This window comes from Pantoea sp. X-Soil-MYKO-1785, from assembly GCF_059730675.1.
This window is the reverse complement of the sequence record NZ_AP036000.1, coordinates 3,753,797-3,773,151: the sequence shown is the minus strand read 5'-3', so window position 1 is coordinate 3,773,151 and position 19,355 is coordinate 3,753,797. Positions and strand designations below refer to the sequence as shown.

The 19,355-nt window shown below is 53.7% G+C and carries 16 protein-coding genes, 3 tRNA genes and 4 rRNA genes; 13 read left to right on the top strand and 10 right to left on the bottom strand.

The features are described 5' to 3' along the window. Window positions 1-39: 39 nt before the first annotated feature. Both fmt and def read right to left on the bottom strand, forming a co-directional pair. Entirely contained in the window at window positions 40-984 is a 945-nt protein-coding gene (gene fmt / locus AC6I8D_RS17850; protein WP_497820545.1) for a methionyl-tRNA formyltransferase, read from the bottom strand. 20 nt (window positions 985-1,004) lie between these two features. Further along, window positions 1,005-1,517, bottom strand: a complete 513-nt coding sequence (def, locus tag AC6I8D_RS17845; RefSeq protein ID WP_312057161.1) for a peptide deformylase — start codon at window positions 1,515-1,517, stop codon at window positions 1,005-1,007. A 115-nt stretch (window positions 1,518-1,632) separates the two neighbouring features. On the opposite strand from def, the gene dprA reads away from it, so the two are divergent. The 6 genes from dprA to AC6I8D_RS17815 are packed head-to-tail and all read left to right on the top strand — an operon-like array spanning window position 1,633 to window position 5,418. Continuing rightward, a complete protein-coding gene (gene dprA, locus AC6I8D_RS17840) occupies window positions 1,633-2,748 on the top strand; it encodes a DNA-protecting protein DprA (protein WP_497820544.1) in 1,116 nt (371 codons plus the stop codon). Further along, on the top strand, window positions 2,720-3,193 hold the full coding sequence (gene smg, locus AC6I8D_RS17835; protein WP_069729811.1) for a DUF494 family protein Smg: 474 nt from the start codon (window positions 2,720-2,722) through the stop codon (window positions 3,191-3,193). Before dprA ends, smg begins: the two co-directional genes overlap by 29 nt. Window positions 3,194-3,217: 24 nt before the next feature. Beyond that, a complete protein-coding gene (locus AC6I8D_RS17830; RefSeq protein WP_312057158.1) occupies window positions 3,218-3,763 on the top strand; it encodes a DNA topoisomerase family protein in 546 nt (181 codons plus the stop codon). Window positions 3,764-3,769: 6 nt separating this feature from the next. Next, window positions 3,770-4,342: an L-threonylcarbamoyladenylate synthase type 1 TsaC gene (tsaC, locus tag AC6I8D_RS17825; protein ID WP_312057156.1), complete on the top strand. Its 573-nt coding sequence runs from the start codon at window positions 3,770-3,772 to the stop codon at window positions 4,340-4,342. 3 nt (window positions 4,343-4,345) lie between these two features. Continuing rightward, on the top strand, window positions 4,346-5,164 hold the full coding sequence (aroE, locus tag AC6I8D_RS17820; protein ID WP_312057155.1) for a shikimate dehydrogenase: 819 nt from the start codon (window positions 4,346-4,348) through the stop codon (window positions 5,162-5,164). Next, window positions 5,161-5,418 carry a DUF1488 family protein gene (locus tag AC6I8D_RS17815; RefSeq protein WP_312057154.1) on the top strand — a complete coding sequence of 86 codons (258 nt, stop codon included), beginning with the start codon at window positions 5,161-5,163 and terminating at the stop codon, window positions 5,416-5,418. Before aroE ends, AC6I8D_RS17815 begins: the two co-directional genes overlap by 4 nt. On the opposite strand, the gene AC6I8D_RS17810 is transcribed toward AC6I8D_RS17815, so the two are convergent. Next, window positions 5,385-5,939 (bottom strand): gamma carbonic anhydrase family protein, encoded by a 555-nt coding sequence (locus tag AC6I8D_RS17810; RefSeq protein WP_497820696.1) that lies wholly within the window; start codon window positions 5,937-5,939, stop codon window positions 5,385-5,387. The genes AC6I8D_RS17815 and AC6I8D_RS17810 overlap by 34 nt on opposite strands. Before the next feature lie 491 nt (window positions 5,940-6,430). Here AC6I8D_RS17810 and AC6I8D_RS17805 point away from each other — a divergent pair. From AC6I8D_RS17805 to rrf (AC6I8D_RS17775), 7 genes are all read left to right on the top strand, one after another. Continuing rightward, window positions 6,431-7,970: ribosomal RNA gene (locus AC6I8D_RS17805) — 16S ribosomal RNA — on the top strand. 73 nt (window positions 7,971-8,043) lie between these two features. Beyond that, window positions 8,044-8,120 (top strand) — tRNA-Ile (locus AC6I8D_RS17800). A gap of 146 nt (window positions 8,121-8,266) precedes the next feature. Beyond that, window positions 8,267-8,342 (top strand) — tRNA-Ala (locus AC6I8D_RS17795). A gap of 211 nt (window positions 8,343-8,553) precedes the next feature. Continuing rightward, window positions 8,554-11,457, top strand: a 23S ribosomal RNA gene (locus tag AC6I8D_RS17790). 131 nt (window positions 11,458-11,588) lie between these two features. After that, a 5S ribosomal RNA gene (rrf, locus tag AC6I8D_RS17785) occupies window positions 11,589-11,704 on the top strand. 13 nt (window positions 11,705-11,717) lie between these two features. Further along, window positions 11,718-11,793 (top strand) — tRNA-Thr (locus AC6I8D_RS17780). A 33-nt stretch (window positions 11,794-11,826) separates the two neighbouring features. Beyond that, window positions 11,827-11,942: ribosomal RNA gene (rrf, locus tag AC6I8D_RS17775) — 5S ribosomal RNA — on the top strand. The 16S, 23S and 5S rRNA genes sit together here with 3 tRNA genes alongside, the layout of an rRNA operon. 171 nt (window positions 11,943-12,113) lie before the next feature. On the opposite strand, the gene AC6I8D_RS17770 is transcribed toward rrf (AC6I8D_RS17775), so the two are convergent. From AC6I8D_RS17770 to prmA, 7 genes are all read right to left on the bottom strand, one after another. Then, window positions 12,114-12,875, bottom strand: a complete 762-nt coding sequence (locus AC6I8D_RS17770) for an amino acid ABC transporter ATP-binding protein (protein ID WP_031375137.1) — start codon at window positions 12,873-12,875, stop codon at window positions 12,114-12,116. Between the two features lie 8 nt (window positions 12,876-12,883). Next, window positions 12,884-13,984, bottom strand: coding sequence for an amino acid ABC transporter permease (locus tag AC6I8D_RS17765; RefSeq protein WP_312057516.1), 1,101 nt, complete (start codon window positions 13,982-13,984; stop codon window positions 12,884-12,886). 15 nt (window positions 13,985-13,999) lie between these two features. After that, window positions 14,000-15,178 (bottom strand): amino acid ABC transporter permease, encoded by a 1,179-nt coding sequence (locus AC6I8D_RS17760; RefSeq protein WP_497820543.1) that lies wholly within the window; start codon window positions 15,176-15,178, stop codon window positions 14,000-14,002. A gap of 69 nt (window positions 15,179-15,247) precedes the next feature. Further along, window positions 15,248-16,273, bottom strand: coding sequence for an amino acid ABC transporter substrate-binding protein (locus tag AC6I8D_RS17755; RefSeq protein WP_312057518.1), 1,026 nt, complete (start codon window positions 16,271-16,273; stop codon window positions 15,248-15,250). Between the two features lie 544 nt (window positions 16,274-16,817). Further along, window positions 16,818-17,114 carry a DNA-binding transcriptional regulator Fis gene (gene fis, locus AC6I8D_RS17750; protein ID WP_003855228.1) on the bottom strand — a complete coding sequence of 99 codons (297 nt, stop codon included), beginning with the start codon at window positions 17,112-17,114 and terminating at the stop codon, window positions 16,818-16,820. 23 nt (window positions 17,115-17,137) lie between these two features. After that, a complete protein-coding gene (gene dusB, locus AC6I8D_RS17745; protein WP_031375133.1) occupies window positions 17,138-18,103 on the bottom strand; it encodes a tRNA dihydrouridine synthase DusB in 966 nt (321 codons plus the stop codon). A 369-nt stretch (window positions 18,104-18,472) separates the two neighbouring features. Continuing rightward, a complete protein-coding gene (prmA, locus tag AC6I8D_RS17740; RefSeq protein WP_312057520.1) occupies window positions 18,473-19,354 on the bottom strand; it encodes a 50S ribosomal protein L11 methyltransferase in 882 nt (293 codons plus the stop codon). Between the last annotated feature and the right edge of the window lies 1 nt (window position 19,355).

Genomic DNA, 19,355 nt, shown 5'->3' with positions numbered 1-19,355 from the left:
CATCAAACAAAAAGCCCGGCGCATGACCGGGCCAGAGAGTCAGTCCAGAAGGGTTCCAGCTTCAAACCATTCCCGGCGCGAGTTGAGAAGATCCTGAGCCAACATCGGTTTTTTACCGGCGGGCTGCAACTGCAACAGATTAAGCACACCCTGAGCGGTAGCCACCTGGATGCCATGCTTATCAGCTCGGATGATTTCACCGGGCTGATGATCGCTGTGGGGCAATACGCTGGCCTGCCAGACTTTAACCGGCTGGTCATCAACCGTGAAGAAGCTCATCGGCCAGGGGTTAAATGCCCGGATACAGCGTTCGAGCTGTTCGGCCGATAGCATCCAGTCCAGACGTGCCTCTTCTTTACTCAGCTTCTCAGCGTAATTAGCGAGTGAATCATCCTGCTTTTCGGGCACCGCCTGCTGGCTGGCGAGTAAGCTCAGCGTATCAAGCAAGCCCTGCGGCCCCAGCTGCGCCAGCTTGTCGTACAGTGTCGCGCTGGTATCCTGAGCGGTGATCGGGCAGGTCAGTTTATGCAGCATATCACCGGTATCTAAGCCCACATCCATCTGCATGATGGTGATACCGGTTTCGCTGTCACCCGCCCAGAGCGCACGCTGAATCGGCGCTGCGCCACGCCAGCGCGGCAGCAGGGAACCATGCACATTGATACAGCCGAGACGCGGCATATCGAGCACCGCTTTCGGTAAAATCAGCCCGTATGCCACCACAACCATCACATCGGCCTGTAAATCGGCGACCAGCTGCTGGTTCTCTTCAGGTCGCAGCGACTTAGGCTGATAAACCGGAATATCGTGTGCCAGCGCCAGCGTTTTAACCGGGCCGGGCGTTAACTTGTTACCGCGACCGGCGGGACGGTCGGGCTGGGTGAATACGCCAACTACCTGATGCTCAGAAGCAAGCAGCGCGTCAAGATGACGCGCTGCAAAGTCAGGTGTGCCGGCAAAGATAATTTTTAGCGGGGCAGACACGTTTATCCCTTCTTCGATGCTCAGGAAGCCTGCGCGTTCTGGCGCGCCAGCTTCTCTAACCTGGTTTTGATTCGCTGGCGTTTTAAAGGCGACAGGTAATCAATAAACAGCTTGCCCTCCAGATGATCGATCTCATGCTGGATGCAAATGGCCAGCAGATCGCTGGCTTCCAGTTCAAAACTGTTACCGTCACGATCCAGTGCGCGAACTTTTACCCGTTCCGCGCGCGGCACAAAAGCACGCTGTTCAGGGATAGAGAGACAACCCTCTTCGATACCGGTTTCGCCGCTTTTTTCCAGCAGTTCCGGGTTGATCAATACTAAACGCTCTTCACGACTCTCAGATACATCGATAACGATGATGCGCTGGTGGATGTCCACCTGAGTAGCGGCCAGACCGATACCTTCTTCGGCGTACATGGTCTCGAACATATCATCAACGATACGCTGAACGTCCGCGTTAACCTCTTTGACGGGCGCTGCGATTTTGCGGAGGCGCTCGTCAGGGAAATGTAATACCTGCAAAACTGACATAAATATCCAGATCTGTATTCGGTTATGAAAAGATTACTACCTCATATTGTAGACTTTTTGAGGGCTGATTGACAGCATTCTGCGGCAGGAAGCCAGCGGGATCAGGGAGTCAGAAATGGACAAAATAGCGCGCTATGTACGGCTGGCTACGGTCAGTGGAATGACCGGCAGACGCTGGGTTGAAATGGCTACTCATCTGGACGCCGCAGGTGGCAATCTTACGCTGGCCGGGCTGGATGCCGCGCAACGCCAGCAGTACCATGCGCTGCCCGAAAAGCGGGTGGATGAGGTCCGCAACTGGCTGGTAAGCAGCCACCATCATCATCTGATCACTGCCCTCGATACCGGTTATCCTGCCCGGTTAACAGAAACCGCACGTTTTCCTCCGGTGCTGTATATTCAGGGCGATCCTGGTGTACTGAATCATCCTCAGCTGGCCGTAGTAGGCAGCCGTAACGGGTCACACTCTGGCCGTTACTGGTGCGACTGGTTTACCCAGCAACTGGCGCTGAGCGGCCTCACCATTACCAGCGGGCTGGCACGCGGTATTGACGGTGTGGCGCATCAGGCTGCCCTCAACGTGGGAGGTAAAACGGTGGCGGTATTAGGCAGTGGCCTTCAGCACCTCTACCCGAAGAGTCATCTGCGTCTGGCCGGCGAGATTGTTGAGCAGGGCGGCGCGCTTATCTCAGAGTTTCCACTGACCACTATTCCCCATCCACACAACTTTCCGCGTCGTAATCGTATTATCAGCGGTTTAAGCCTGGGCGTGCTGGTGGTTGAAGCGTCGCTGAAGAGCGGTTCACTGGTAACTGCCCGTTATGCACTGGAACAGAACCGGAATGTCTACGCACTGCCTGGCGCATTAGGTAATCCGCTGAGTGAGGGCGTTAACTGGCTGATTCAACAGGGGGCGCTGCTGGTGGCTCATCCGAATAATATTTTGGAGGATCTGGCGAGTGCGCTGAACTGGTTACCGCTTACACACTCAGACCAAATTTATTCTGATGTCAGTGACGTTGCTCCATTGCCATTTGCTGATGTGTTGGCTAACGTAGGTGATGATGTTACACCTGTTGACGTTGTCGCTGAACGTGCCGGCCAACCTGTGCCAGTTATCTCAGCTCAGTTGCTGGAACTGGAGTTAGCAGGATGGATCGCAGCTGTACCCGGCGGCTATGTCCGATTAAGGAGGGCATGCCATGTTCGACGTACTCATGTACTTGTTTGAGACATATATCCACAACGAAGCAGAAATGGGTGTTGATCAGGACAGATTGACAGATGACTTGACGGATGCCGGGTTTCATCGTGAAGATATTTACAGCGCGTTGAACTGGTTAGAAAGGTTGGCCGACTATCAGGAAGGGCTGGTTGCGCCAATTTTGCTGGCAAATGATCCGCTCTCTATGCGCATCTATACCGATGAAGAGAGCAACCGTTTAGATGCTGAAAGCCGTGGTTTCCTGCTTTTCCTGGAACAAATCCAGGTGCTGAGTCTGGAAACGCGCGAAATGGTTATCGAACGAGTCATGGCGCTTGATACCCCTGAGTTTGACTTAGAGGATCTCAAATGGGTGGTGCTGATGGTGTTGTTTAACATCCCTGGATGTGAAAACGCGTATCAGCAAATGGAAGAACTGCTATTCGACGTCAATGAAGGTATGCTGCATTAAATTTCCTTTCATGCATTTATCGTTATGAGTAAAGCTGCACTCTTCACCGTGCGTAAACAGGATCCCTGCCCCGCTTGCGGGGCAGAACTGGTTATACGCTCCGGCAAACACGGCCCGTTTTTGGGCTGCGCAAACTATCCTGCATGTGACTATATTCGGCCCCTGAAAAGCCAGGCGGACGGACACGTGGTCAAAGTGCTGGAAGGACACGCCTGCCCGGACTGCGGCGCGGATAAAGTATTACGTCAGGGGCGCTTTGGCATGTTTATCGGCTGCAGCCACTATCCGGAATGCGGCTATACCGAAACCATCGACAAACCGGATGAAACTACGCTGGCGTGTCCGCAATGTCAGCAAGGTAAATTAGTGCAGCGACGTTCACGCTACGGCAAAACGTTTCATTCCTGCGATCGTTATCCGGCTTGTCAGTTTGCGGTGAACCTGACGCCCGTGGCTGGCACCTGTCCCTATTGCCAGTTTCCACTATTAGTAGAAAAGAAGACGGCGCAGGGCGTTAAACGCTTTTGTGCCAGTAAGAGTTGTGGCAAAGCCATCGCTGAAGAGAACTAAGACATTATGGATAATCATCATCTCGCCGGCTCACTTGAGCATTGTGTGAATCAACTGAACCGTCAGGCGGTTATTGCCTATCCGACTGAAGCGGTGTTTGGGCTGGGTTGCGATCCTGACAGCGAGTCTGCCGTTATGGCATTGCTGGCGCTGAAACAGCGTCCGGTCGAAAAGGGGCTGATCCTTATTGCTGCGGATTATTCGCAGCTCGAACCCTATATTTCCGATCGCGAACTTTCGGTGATTCAGCGTGAACGGATGTTCGCCAGTTGGCCGGGCCCGGTGACCTTTGTGGTGCCAGTTCCACCGCAGACGCCACGCTGGTTAACCGGACAGTTCGATTCGCTGGCTATTCGCGTCAGCGATCATCCCGATGTGCAGGCGCTTTGCCGCTCGTTTGGTAAACCGCTGGTTTCAACCAGTGCCAATCTTTCGGGCCAGCCTCCATGCCGCACGGTCGAAGAGGTGAAGCGTCAGTTTGGCGATGAGTTCCCAGTCTTATCGGGCAAAACGGGTGGACGGCAGAACCCCTCAGAAATCCGCGATGTCATCAGCGGCGAACTTATACGTCAAGGCTAACTCATGGACCAATTCGCCGTTTTCGGTAATCCCATCAACCACAGCAAGTCGCCGTTAATTCATCAGGCTTTTGCAGAACAGACCGGGATAGAGCATCGTTATGGTCGGATCTGCGCGCCGGTAGAGGGATTTCCGCAGGCGCTGACCGCATTTTTTGAACAGGGAGGGCAAGGTGCGAATGTCACTCTTCCTTTCAAACAGCAGGCGTGGGAGCTTGCCGATCAGCTCAGCGAGCGTGCTGCCCGTTCGGGTGCGGTAAATACCGTGAAGAAACTCAGCGATGGTCAGATCTTTGGTGATAACACCGATGGCATTGGCCTGTTGAGTGATCTTCAGCGGCTGGCGATGATCAAACCCGGTGATAAAGTGTTGCTGGTGGGGGCAGGCGGCGCAGCTCGCGGTGTGATCCTGCCGCTGCTGTCAGCCGGGGCCACAATTACGATCGTCAACCGTACCTTTACCCGGGCCGAAGAGCTGGCAGACCTGTTCCGGCAAAACGGCGCAATTTATGCTTGTGGCTTTGAGCAGCTGGCAGACAAATCCTTTGATCTGGTGATCAATGCAACATCAAGCGGCGTAGACGGCAAAACGCCGCCTCTGCCTGTGACACTTATTCATGCTGATTTGCGCTGTTATGACATGTTCTACCAACGCGGGCTGACGCCTTTCCTGCAGTGGTGCCAGGCGCAGGGCGCACGCTATCTGGCGGATGGATTGGGGATGCTGGTGGGCCAGGCAGCACATGCCTTTCATCTATGGCACGGCGTGATGCCAGAAATTACCCCGGTGATTGCGCAGCTGAAGCAGGCCATGCGGTCATGAATCAGGCAATCCAGTTTCCCGATGATGAGCACTATGACGCAGCACGTCAGGCCATCTGTTTTCCGGTGCTGGTAAACGGCATGCGGCTGACCTGTGCCATCGGCATCGGGCCATTAAAATCCCGCTTTGGTGAGGGAGAAGCGATGATGCTGTTTCAGCACCATCGCTGGGATCTGGAAGAGGAAGCCGAAGCGGCTATCCGTCAGGACGAGGTCGATAATCAGGGCTGGGTCTGGTTATCTGCACCAGGGTAATCATTTTTCCAGCTGACATAGTTGCTGGCCGAGTAGCGTAACCCTTCTTTTTCCTGCTCGTTAAGCGGACGGACCTGCCTGACCGGACTGCCGAGGTATAGGTAGCCGCTCTCCAGTCGTTTACCCGGCGGCACCAGGCTTCCGGCACCAATCATCACCTCTTCTTCTACTATTACCCCATCCAGCAGGATTGACCCCATGCCGATCAGTACACGATCGCCAATAGTGCAGCCGTGCAGCATCGCTTTATGTCCTACCGTGACCTCCTGACCAATAATAAGCGGAAAGCCTTGCGGGTTTGACGCCGACGTATGCGTGACATGCAGTACGCTGCCATCCTGAATATTGCTACGGGCGCCAATGCGAACCTGGTTCACGTCGCCGCGAATCACGACCAGTGGCCAGATACTGACGTCATCTTCCATAATGACGTCACCGACGACGACACTACTTGGATCGACCATAACGCGCTGGCCGGTTTGCGGGAAAAGATCTTTATACGGGCGAAGGGCGGAAGTCATCATGTTCTCCTTTATGCTGAATTGATGGCAGCCTGATGTGATTTCAGGCAGCTGACAAGCCTATTCTGGCTCGGATCGCTGGCGATCTCACCAATCTGGATCATTTATAACCATTCAGAAAAAAGATCCAAAAAAAGGGTTGTGCTCTGAAGCGGGATCCCTATAATGCGCCTCCATCGACACGGAACAACGGCTTACCGGCCGCCGGGTTGAAAGGCACAGGAGACTGCGCCGCCGGAGAAAAACTTCTGAAAAAAAAGTTGACTCTGAAGGAGGAAAGCGTAATATACGCCACCTCGCGACAGACGGTTAACCCGCTGTTCGCACTGCTCTTTAACAATTTATCAGACAATCTGTGTGGGCACTCGCAGGATTGATATCAGCGTCTCCGGACGTAAAAAATATCAAGTCTCACGAGTGAACACATAATGAAATTCATTATGACGTTTTACAGATGAGCACCGCTTAACTTGTTTAAGCAAATCAAACTTAAATTGAAGAGTTTGATCATGGCTCAGATTGAACGCTGGCGGCAGGCCTAACACATGCAAGTCGGACGGTAGCACAGAGAGCTTGCTCTTGGGTGACGAGTGGCGGACGGGTGAGTAATGTCTGGGGATCTGCCCGATAGAGGGGGATAACCACTGGAAACGGTGGCTAATACCGCATAACGTCGCAAGACCAAAGAGGGGGACCTTCGGGCCTCTCACTATCGGATGAACCCAGATGGGATTAGCTAGTAGGCGGGGTAATGGCCCACCTAGGCGACGATCCCTAGCTGGTCTGAGAGGATGACCAGCCACACTGGAACTGAGACACGGTCCAGACTCCTACGGGAGGCAGCAGTGGGGAATATTGCACAATGGGCGCAAGCCTGATGCAGCCATGCCGCGTGTATGAAGAAGGCCTTCGGGTTGTAAAGTACTTTCAGCGGGGAGGAAGGCGATGCGGTTAATAACCGCGTCGATTGACGTTACCCGCAGAAGAAGCACCGGCTAACTCCGTGCCAGCAGCCGCGGTAATACGGAGGGTGCAAGCGTTAATCGGAATTACTGGGCGTAAAGCGCACGCAGGCGGTCTGTTAAGTCAGATGTGAAATCCCCGGGCTTAACCTGGGAACTGCATTTGAAACTGGCAGGCTTGAGTCTCGTAGAGGGGGGTAGAATTCCAGGTGTAGCGGTGAAATGCGTAGAGATCTGGAGGAATACCGGTGGCGAAGGCGGCCCCCTGGACGAAGACTGACGCTCAGGTGCGAAAGCGTGGGGAGCAAACAGGATTAGATACCCTGGTAGTCCACGCCGTAAACGATGTCGACTTGGAGGTTGTTCCCTTGAGGAGTGGCTTCCGGAGCTAACGCGTTAAGTCGACCGCCTGGGGAGTACGGCCGCAAGGTTAAAACTCAAATGAATTGACGGGGGCCCGCACAAGCGGTGGAGCATGTGGTTTAATTCGATGCAACGCGAAGAACCTTACCTACTCTTGACATCCAGCGAACTTGGCAGAGATGCCTTGGTGCCTTCGGGAACGCTGAGACAGGTGCTGCATGGCTGTCGTCAGCTCGTGTTGTGAAATGTTGGGTTAAGTCCCGCAACGAGCGCAACCCTTATCCTTTGTTGCCAGCGATTCGGTCGGGAACTCAAAGGAGACTGCCGGTGATAAACCGGAGGAAGGTGGGGATGACGTCAAGTCATCATGGCCCTTACGAGTAGGGCTACACACGTGCTACAATGGCGCATACAAAGAGAAGCGACCTCGCGAGAGCAAGCGGACCTCACAAAGTGCGTCGTAGTCCGGATCGGAGTCTGCAACTCGACTCCGTGAAGTCGGAATCGCTAGTAATCGTGGATCAGAATGCCACGGTGAATACGTTCCCGGGCCTTGTACACACCGCCCGTCACACCATGGGAGTGGGTTGCAAAAGAAGTAGGTAGCTTAACCTTCGGGAGGGCGCTTACCACTTTGTGATTCATGACTGGGGTGAAGTCGTAACAAGGTAACCGTAGGGGAACCTGCGGTTGGATCACCTCCTTACCTGAAGATACCTTCCCGCGAAGTGTCCACACAGATTGTCTGATAAAAAGTAACGAGCAGAAAAAACCTCTACAGGCTTGTAGCTCAGGTGGTTAGAGCGCACCCCTGATAAGGGTGAGGTCGGTGGTTCAAGTCCACTCAGGCCTACCAAATTTCTTCTCATGCTGCGTTATGCGCGCGGTCGTTTACCCGAGTAAACGTCCCTTACGCATGCCTTGCCTGAAAAGAAATTGCATCCTTAACGCAAGGATGTTTACTCGGTTGAGTGGTAGTAGTGGTCTCTGCAGTAACTGTATGGGGCTATAGCTCAGCTGGGAGAGCGCCTGCCTTGCACGCAGGAGGTCAGCGGTTCGATCCCGCTTAGCTCCACCATACCGCTTTACTGTTTTTTCTGAAAAAATACTTCAGAGCGTACCGGCAACGGTGTGCTGCGAAGTATTATGCTCTTTAACAATCCGGAACAAGCTGAAAATTGAAACGACGCAGCGCGTTATTCCTCCGTAATAGGGAATAACAAGGCGATGCGTTCGAGTCTCTCAAATGCTTGCAGCACGCAGCGTTGAAAAACGCCTGTGGGTTGTGAGGTTAAGCGACTAAGCGTACACGGTGGATGCCCTGGCAGTCAGAGGCGATGAAGGACGTGCTAATCTGCGTAAAGCGACGGTAAGGTGATATGAACCGCTACAGCCGTCGATGTCCGAATGGGGAAACCCGGTGCACTCAGTGCATCATTGCAGCATGAATACATAGTGCTGCAAGGCGAACCGGGGGAACTGAAACATCTAAGTACCCCGAGGAAAAGAAATCAACCGAGATTCCCCCAGTAGCGGCGAGCGAACGGGGAGCAGCCCAGAGCCTGAATCAGCTTGTGTGTTAGTGGAAGCGTCTGGAAAGTCGCAGGGTACAGGGTGATACTCCCGTACACAAAAACACACAGGCTGTGAGCTCGATGAGTAAGGCGGGACACGTGGTATCCTGTCTGAATATGGGGGGACCATCCTCCAAGGCTAAATACTCCTGACTGACCGATAGTGAACCAGTACCGTGAGGGAAAGGCGAAAAGAACCCCGGCGAGGGGAGTGAAACAGAACCTGAAACCGTGTACGTACAAGCAGTGGGAGCCTCTTTATGGGGTGACTGCGTACCTTTTGTATAATGGGTCAGCGACTTATATTCTGTAGCAAGGTTAACCGTATAGGGGAGCCGCAGGGAAACCGAGTCTTAACTGGGCGTTAAGTTGCAGGGTATAGACCCGAAACCCGGTGATCTAGCCATGGGCAGGTTGAAGGTTGGGTAACACTAACTGGAGGACCGAACCGACTAATGTTGAAAAATTAGCGGATGACCTGTGGCTGGGGGTGAAAGGCCAATCAAACCGGGAGATAGCTGGTTCTCCCCGAAAGCTATTTAGGTAGCGCCTCGTGAACTCATCTTCGGGGGTAGAGCACTGTTTCGGCTAGGGGGCCATCCCGGCTTACCAACCCGATGCAAACTGCGAATACCGAAGAATGTTATCACGGGAGACACACGGCGGGTGCTAACGTCCGTCGTGAAGAGGGAAACAACCCAGACCGCCAGCTAAGGTCCCAAAGTCATGGTTAAGTGGGAAACGATGTGGGAAGGCACAGACAGCCAGGATGTTGGCTTAGAAGCAGCCATCATTTAAAGAAAGCGTAATAGCTCACTGGTCGAGTCGGCCTGCGCGGAAGATGTAACGGGGCTAAACCATGCACCGAAGCTGCGGCAGCGACACTATATGTTGTTGGGTAGGGGAGCGTTCTGTAAGCCGTCGAAGGTGGCCTGTGAGGGCTGCTGGAGGTATCAGAAGTGCGAATGCTGACATAAGTAACGATAAAGCGGGTGAAAAGCCCGCTCGCCGGAAGACCAAGGGTTCCTGTTCAACGTTAATCGGAGCAGGGTGAGTCGACCCCTAAGGCGAGGCCGAAAGGCGTAGTCGATGGGAAACAGGTTAATATTCCTGTACTTGGTGTTACTGCGAAGGGGGGACGGAGAAGGCTATATCGGCCGGGCGACGGTTGTCCCGGTTTAAGCGTGTAGGTGTGTGTTCCAGGCAAATCCGGTTCACTTTACACTGAGGCGTGACGACGAGGCACTACGGTGCTGAAGTGATAAATGCCCTGCTTCCAGGAAAAGCCTCTAAGCATCAGGTAACACAAAATCGTACCCCAAACCGACACAGGTGGTCAGGTAGAGAATACCAAGGCGCTTGAGAGAACTCGGGTGAAGGAACTAGGCAAAATGGTGCCGTAACTTCGGGAGAAGGCACGCTGGCGCGTAGGTGGAGGGACCTGCTCCCCGAGCCGAAGCCAGTCGAAGATACCAGCTGGCTGCAACTGTTTATTAAAAACACAGCACTGTGCAAACACGAAAGTGGACGTATACGGTGTGACGCCTGCCCGGTGCCGGAAGGTTAATTGATGGGGTTATCCGCAAGGAGAAGCTCTTGATCGAAGCCCCGGTAAACGGCGGCCGTAACTATAACGGTCCTAAGGTAGCGAAATTCCTTGTCGGGTAAGTTCCGACCTGCACGAATGGCGTAATGATGGCCAGGCTGTCTCCACCCGAGACTCAGTGAAATTGAACTCGCTGTGAAGATGCAGTGTACCCGCGGCAAGACGGAAAGACCCCGTGAACCTTTACTACAGCTTGACACTGAACATTGAGCCTTGATGTGTAGGATAGGTGGGAGGCTTTGAAGCGCAGACGCCAGTCTGCGTGGAGCCAACCTTGAAATACCACCCTTTAATGTTTGATGTTCTAACGTGGCCCCGTGATCCGGGGTGCGGACAGTGTCTGGTGGGTAGTTTGACTGGGGCGGTCTCCTCCTAAAGCGTAACGGAGGAGCACGAAGGTCAGCTAATCACGGTCGGACATCGTGAGGTTAGTGCAATGGCATAAGCTGGCTTGACTGCGAGAGTGACGGCTCGAGCAGGTGCGAAAGCAGGTCATAGTGATCCGGTGGTTCTGAATGGAAGGGCCATCGCTCAACGGATAAAAGGTACTCCGGGGATAACAGGCTGATACCGCCCAAGAGTTCATATCGACGGCGGTGTTTGGCACCTCGATGTCGGCTCATCACATCCTGGGGCTGAAGTAGGTCCCAAGGGTACGGCTGTTCGCCGTTTAAAGTGGTACGCGAGCTGGGTTTAGAACGTCGTGAGACAGTTCGGTCCCTATCTGCCGTGGGCGCTGGAGAATTGAGGGGGGTTGCTCCTAGTACGAGAGGACCGGAGTGAACGCACCACTGGTGTTCGGGTTGTCATGCCAATGGCATTGCCCGGTAGCTAAGTGCGGAAAAGATAAGTGCTGAAAGCATCTAAGCACGAAACTTGCCCCGAGATGAGTTCTCCCTGACCCTTTAAGGGTCCTGAAGGGACGTTGAAGACGACGACGTTGATAGGCCGGGTGTGTAAGCGCAGCGATGCGTTGAGCTAACCGGTACTAATGACCCGTGAGGCTTAACCTTACAACGCCAGAGGCGTTTTTGAGAGACAGATTTTCAGCTTGTTACCGGATAAAAATTAGCGGGAACGAAGGATTCTGCGGCATGGCAGCACGGCCATGACGTAAAAGATTCGTTCCGTGCACCAAGATTTGCCTGGCGGCTGTAGCGCGGTGGTCCCACCTGACCCCATGCCGAACTCAGAAGTGAAACGCCGTAGCGCCGATGGTAGTGTGGGGTCTCCCCATGCGAGAGTAGGGAACTGCCAGGCATCAAATTAGTGTGCTGATATGGCTCAGTTGGTAGAGCGCACCCTTGGTAAGGGTGAGGTCCCCAGTTCGACTCTGGGTATCAGCACCAGTTAAGACATGAGTTCGGTAAATAAAGAATTTGCCTGGCGGCTGTAGCGCGGTGGTCCCACCTGACCCCATGCCGAACTCAGAAGTGAAACGCCGTAGCGCCGATGGTAGTGTGGGGTCTCCCCATGCGAGAGTAGGGAACTGCCAGGCATCAAATAAGAGAGAGCCCTTCGCGTATGCGAAGGGCTTTTTTCGTTGTGGCAGCCGTCAGAATCCCTCCTCTTTATTCGCTGCAAACCACCGCATTCAACAGCCGCAGCCTGATTTGTCGGCAATAAAAAACCCGGCACCAGGCCGGGTGATAAGAGATTACACGCTACATCAGTGAATCACCTGCGACAGAAAAGCACGGGTGCGTTCTGATTTAGGATGAGCAAAGAACTCCTGTGGTGGCGCTACTTCAACGATCTCCCCCCGATCCATAAAGATCACCCGGTCGGCAACGGTGCGGGCAAAGCCCATTTCATGAGTAACGCACAGCATTGTCATGCCATCCTCAGCCAGGCCGATCATGGTATCCAGCACTTCCTTCACCATCTCAGGATCGAGCGCTGACGTCGGCTCATCGAACAGCATAATTTTCGGCTTCATGCAGAGCGATCGTGCGATGGCTACACGCTGCTGCTGGCCGCCGGAGAGCTGGCCCGGAAACTTGTGCGCATGCTCGGCAATACGCACCCGCTGCAGATAGTGCATCGCCAGCTCATCGGCCTCTTTCTTCGGGATCTTTCTGACCCAGGAAGGCGCCAGCGTACAGTTCTGTAACACGGTCAGATGCGGAAACAGATTAAAGTGCTGGAAGACCATTCCCACTTCGGTACGGACCCGCTCAATATTGCGCACATCATCATTCAGATGAATACCATCGACGACAATGCGTCCCTGCTGATGCTCTTCAAGATGATTTATGCAGCGAATGGTGGTCGATTTACCGGAGCCCGATGGGCCACACAGCACGATGCGCTCGCGGGGTTTAACCTGCAGGTTGATGTCTTTCAGTACGTGAAACTGTCCGTACCATTTATTCACGTTCTCAAGCGAAATCATCAACGCGTCGGAAGAGTGTGTCATAGAGTGTGTCATGTAAAACCTCAGTGCGATTTACGCCCGGTGTGAAAGCGCTTTTCCAGATACTGGCTGTAGCGCGACATGCTAAAACAGAAAATCCAATAGACCAGCGCGGCAAAGACATAGCCTTCGGTCGACATGCCCAGCCACGTCGGATCGACGGTAGCCTGCTGGACGCTGCTGAACAGATCAAACAGGCCGATGATGATGACCAGGCTGGTATCTTTAAATAGCGCAATAATGGTATTCACCAGACCCGGAATGGTCATCTTGAGAGCCTGCGGCAGAATCACCAGCATCTGTGTTTTCCAGTAACCCAGCGCCAGAGACTCGGCGGCCTCATACTGACCTTTCGGCAACGCCTGCAAACCGCCACGCACCACTTCAGCCACATAGGCGGACTGGAATAAAATCACCCCAACCAGCGCACGTACCAGTTTATCGATGGTGGTGCCTTCAGCCATAAACAGCGGCAGCATCACCGATGACATAAACAGCACGGTGATCAGGGGAACGCCGCGCCAGAACTCGATGAAGATAATCGACAGCGTACGCACCACCGGCATCTTTGAACGACGTCCCAGTGCCAGCAAAATCCCCAGCGGCAGGGCGCCGGCAATCCCGACCGAAGCGATAATCAGTGTCAGGGTTAAACCGCCCCACTGCCGGGTTTCGACCCGCTCGAGTCCCAGATAGCCGCCATACAGCAGCAGCCAGACAATCACCGGATAAACCACCACCCAGAGTGCGATGTAGCGCCCACGAGACGGCAGGCTTTTGATAAACATCGGAACGATCGACAGCAGCCCAATCACCAGCGCCAGGTTGATTCGCCAGCGCAGTTCATGCGGATAGAGTCCATACATGAACTGACCGAAGCGGGCGTGAATAAACACCCAACAGGCACCTTCTTTGGTGCAGTCGGCACGGGTGGTACCGAACCAGTTAGCCTGAAAAATCAGCCAGTTCAGCGCAGGCGGGATCACGTGCCAGATGACCCAGATGCAAAACAGCGTCAGCAGGGAGTTAAACCAGCTGGAGAATAAATTCTTACGCGCCCAACGCCAGGCGCGACTCGCCAGATTCGTCGGGACCGGGGGCGTTTCATGTGTTGTAACAGACATAGTCATCCCGTTCTCTTAACGCTCAACCAGCGCGATTTTGCGGTTGTATAGGTTCATTAACAGTGAAATCAGCAGGCTGATAATCAGATAAACACCCATGGTGATAGCAATGGTTTCAATCGCCTGTCCGGTCTGATTGAGTACCGATCCGGCAAACAGCGACACCATATCGGGATAGCCGATGGCGGCAGCCAGTGAGGAGTTTTTCACAATGTTCAGATACTGGCTGGTCAGCGGAGGAATAATCACACGCATCGCCTGCGGAATAATCACCTGTCGCAGGGTCACTGGATTAGGCAGACCCAGCGAACGTGCCGCCTCATGCTGCCCGTACGGCACGGACTGGATCCCTGAGCGAATCACCTCAGCAATAAACGATGAGGTGTAGATCGACAAGGCGAGGGTCAGCGCCGCCAGCTCAGGGATCATCACCGAGCCTCCACGGAAGTTAAAACCGCGTAGCTGTGGCACATCCCAGTGGATCGCTGCGCCGAAACCAAGGTGCGCAATCAGCGGGAACAGAATCAGCATCGCGATAGCCGCCGGCCACGAACGACGTAGCTGACCGGTTTTCAACTGATGCTTGCGGTTGAAGCGGTACAGCCCATAGCTGGCGGCTATCGCCAGCAGCAGTGCGATCACAAACGGCCAGCTGCCTGGCGCATAGGTTGGCCACGGAACGTATAAACCACGGTTGCTGACATACGCCAGGTCAAACGCATTCAGTGCCTGACGCGGGCCTGGCAAATTGCGTAACACGGCAAAGTACCAGAAGAAGATCTGCAGCAGCGGCGGGATATTACGGAAGGTTTCGATATAGATATTGGAGAGCTTCCGCAGCAGCCAGTTGTCGGAAAGGCGCGCCAGACCAATAGCGAAACCGAGAACAGAAGCAAAAACGATACAGAGCGCGGAGACCAGCAGGGTGTTGGTTAATCCGACCATAAACACCCGGGCGTAGGTATCTCCCTCAGTGTAATCAATCAAATGCTGAACGATACCAAAACCGGCAGTGCGCTCAAGAAATCCAAACCCGGAGGTGATACCGCGGTTAGCCAGGTTGATAATGGTGTTATGAACCAGATAACCCACCACACCAAGCACCGCGACTATCGCTATTAACTGATAAAGCCAGGCGCGAACCGTGGGATTACCGAATGAAAAATCCCTTTTCACGGTTGGGCGTTGTGACATGTTGAAACCTCAGTAACGAAAGCTGGGGTAGGGCACCGCAGAATACGGTGCCCGATTGGCGAGGGAGAATTAACGTACTGGCGGTGCGTACTGAATGCCGCCCTGGTTCCACAACGCATTCTGACCACGCGCGATCTTCAGAGCGCTATCTTTACCGACGTTACGATCAAAGCTTTCCTGATAGTTGCCCACTTGCTTAATGATGTTGTAGGCCCATTTATTGTCCAGCTTCAGATCCTTGCCAAAATCACCCTCGGCACCCAGCAGGTGCGCCATATCTGGCGTGGTCGGTTTGGCAGTCATCTGATCAACGTTTTTCGATGAAACGCCCATCTCTTCAGCATTCAGCATGGCGTAGAGCGACCATTTAACGATGGTGAACCAATCGTCATCACCGCGACGGACCACCGGACCCAGCGGCTCTTTTGAGATAACTTCCGGCAGCACGATAAATTCGTCAGGTTTGCCCAGCTTGATGCGCAACGCATAGAGCTGAGACTGGTCAGAGGCCAGCGTATCGCAGCGACCGCTGTCCAGCGCCTTGGCGGACTCATCGGAGCGGTCAAAGGTCACCGGCGTGTACTGCATCTTATTGGCTTTGAAGAAGTCAGCCACGTTCAGTTCGGTATCAGTACCCGCCTGAATACAAACCGTGGCCCCGTCCAGCTCTTTAGCGCTTTTTAGCCCGGCTTTCTGGTGAGTCAGGAAGCCAATGCCGTCGTAATAATTGACGCCCGCAAACAGGAAGCCCATGCCGCCATCACGTGATGAGGTCCAGGTGGTATTGCGCGACAGGATGTCGACTTCGCCTGATTGCAGCGCAGTGAAACGCTCTTTGGCAGTCAGCGGGGTATATTTCACTTTGGTTGCGTCGCCAAACACCGCTGCAGCCGCTGCCCGGCAGACGTCAACATCGATACCGGTAAACTTGCCGCTGGCATCTGCATAAGAGAAGCCGGGTAAGCCGTCACTGATCCCGCATTGAACAAAGCCTTTCTTCTTAATTGCATCCAGAGTCGTGCCGGCGTGTGCCTGCTGAGCAACGGCCAACAGCGAGGCCGCAGCAACCAGCGTAGAGAGCATCATCTTTTTCATAAAGCATCCTGTGTGGAGGAATCATGTTGTTATGTTTGCGCACTTTAATGTGCGTTTTTACTGTCTGTGGCGGTCAGCCATTCACGACTCTGCAAAGCTGATGCCAGGTTTGCAGAATCCTGAATTCTCATGAAGGTACGGTTAATAATCAGAAGTGATTTGAAAGTTCCGCTAATATCGCGCACCAAAAGGAAGCAATGCGAGTCGACCCGATCACATTTAGTGCAATTAGTTTCACTATATGGAAGCAATGTGAGCCATCGCTCAGACGGAAATGTATGTGGAAGATGCTTTGCTTTTTAAGGTGTACAGGATCACAGAAGCCAGTGCTGACCGGGAACGGCTGGCAGGCAGACGCGGTGGGAAGGAGGGGGCAGAAGAACAGGGTAAGAAAGCGAGGCAGTGAAATATCACCTCAGCGATTGCAACTATAGTTACCATATTGACGGTAACTGTTTCACGGGTTTTGCCGACGCTTTGTGGAACAGCGCACAAATAAAAACGCCAGCCCAAAGACTGGCGTAATTAACAGACAGAACCAGAATCAGTTCATGCCGTATTTTTTCAATTTCTTACGCAGCGTACCGCGGTTGATACCCATCATCAGGGCAGCACGGGTCTGGTTGCCACGGGTATACTGCATCACCATGTCCAACAGAGGCTGCTCGACTTCAGCCAAAACCAGCTCATACAGGTCACTAACATCCTGACCGTTCAGTTGAGCAAAATAGTTCTTCAGTGCCTGTTTAACCGAATCACGCAAAGGTTTTTGAGTTACCTGATCCTGTGAGTTAACGGTAGAAACGGTCAGTACGTCAGAATTTACGCGTTGTTCGAACATAGTTCTTTCAGCTCTTTATTTCGTTACGCAAGATTTTCGAAGTATGCCTCCAACGCCTCCAGCTGTTCGCTGGCATCCTCAATGGCGTTGAATGTGCGCCGAAACTGGTCATTCGGGGCGTGCTCCTGCAGATACCAGGAGACGTGCTTTCGCGCTATACGGTATCCCTTGCCTGAACCGTAAAAGTCGTGCAGCTCACGTATATGCGAAACAAGCAAGCGCTTGACCTCTGCCATTGGCAGCGGGGCAAGCAGCTCCCCAGTGTCCAGATAATGCTGGATTTCCCGGAAGATCCACGGTCTTCCCTGAGCAGCGCGTCCTATCATCAGAGCATCGGCCCCTGTATAGTCGAGCACCGCTCTGGCTTTATGCGGGTCAGTTATGTCTCCATTCGCGATAATCGGAATAGAAACACTCTGCTTAACTGTCCGAATGCTGTCATATTCAGCTTCCCCGTTGAACAGGCAGGCACGAGTGCGGCCATGTATCGTCAGAGCCTGAATACCACAGCGTTCAGCCAATTGGGCAATCGCGACACAGTTCCTGTTTTCAGGATCCCAGCCAGTACGAATTTTCAGTGTTACCGGCACATCCACTGCATTGACCACTGCGGAGAGGATTGACTCCACCACGGCGGGATATTGCAGCAAGGCTGAACCCGCCATTTTGCGGTTAACCTTCTTGGCAGGGCAGCCCATATTAATGTCGATAACCTGTGCACCGGCCTCAACATTAATCCGTGCAGCTTGCGCCATTTCGCTGGGATCGCAACCGGCGATTTGCACGGCGCGAATGCCTGGCTCATCACTGTGCACCATACGTAAACGAGATTTGTCGCTGGCCCAGACTTCCGGGTTCGAAGACAACATCTCAGAGACCGCCATGCCTGCACCCATTTCATGACACAGCGTCCTGAATGGCCTGTCGGTAATCCCGGCCATCGGTGCTGCAATCAGTCGATTTCTCAGCTGGAGGTTTCCAATACGCATGAAGTCAGAATGGCCATACTGTGTCTGCAAGGCGGCGTATATTACGCATTTTTTCCGGAAGATGAAAGGCCAAACTTTGAACAATTGGCAAGAAAGATCAATGAAATCCGGGTGATTACCACTCGACGTTAAAATTATACTTAAATATCATGATATTAGGCATTTATGCTGAAATTGTGAGCAAACGTTTTTCCGAAAAAGCAGATCTCTTAGCCAGATAATAAACGTCACATGCCGTGATTAACGATACAAGCAACCATTGATAATGCAGAAAGCCCGTAACTTACGCTACGGGCTGGCTGAATATGCTGTTAAGCCCTTTCAGCGTTGGCCTGGAGGGCATTCAGGCAACAAGCGCGCTTCGCAGATTCAGTTCTTCACACCGGTAATCCGGCACCATTCTTCTTTGACCGCCACCGGGTCGAGCGCGAACTGCGCTGCATAGGCTTCGCAGACGCCTTCCGCCTGGCTCTCCAGTACGCCAGAGAGTCCCAGATGGCCGCCGGGCTTCGGCAGTACGCTAATCAGCGGTGCCAGCTCACGTAACGGGCCCGCCAGGATATTGGCGACCACCACATCCGCCTGCAGATTTTCCGGCTGCTGGTGGGGCAGGTAGAGCGACAGACGATCGGAAACGCCATTGCGCTCAGCGTTATCGCGGCTGGCCTGGATCGCCTGTGGATCGATATCGATACCAATCGCCTGCGCCGCGCCGAGCTTGAGCGCAGCGATCGCCAGGATCCCTGAGCCACAGCCAAAGTCGATCACCGTTTTACCGGTCAGATCCAGCCCATCCAGCCAGGTCAGGCACAGCGAGGTGGTCGGATGCGTGCCGGTGCCGAACGCCAGGCCCGGATCGAGCATCACATTCACCGCCTCGGGGTCCGGTACATCGCGCCAGCTTGGACAGATCCACAGCCGCTCGCCAAAACGCATTGGGTGAAAGTTTTCCATCCACTCGCGTTCCCAGTCTTTATCCTCGATCTGTTCGATCTTATGACGGAAATCAGCACCTAACAGTGGATGTTGCGCCAGTTCAGCGACGATCGCCGCCATATCACTTTCGGCATCGAACAGGCCGATAACGTCAGTATCGCCCCACAGGCGAGTTTCGCCCGGCAACGGCTCATAGACCGGGTTGTCATGCGTATCCTGAAAAGTGACCGAAACAGCACCGGTCTCCATCAGCACATCGCTCAGCGTTTCAGCGTGTTCACCCGAGCTGTTTATCTTGATTTGAATCCACGGCATA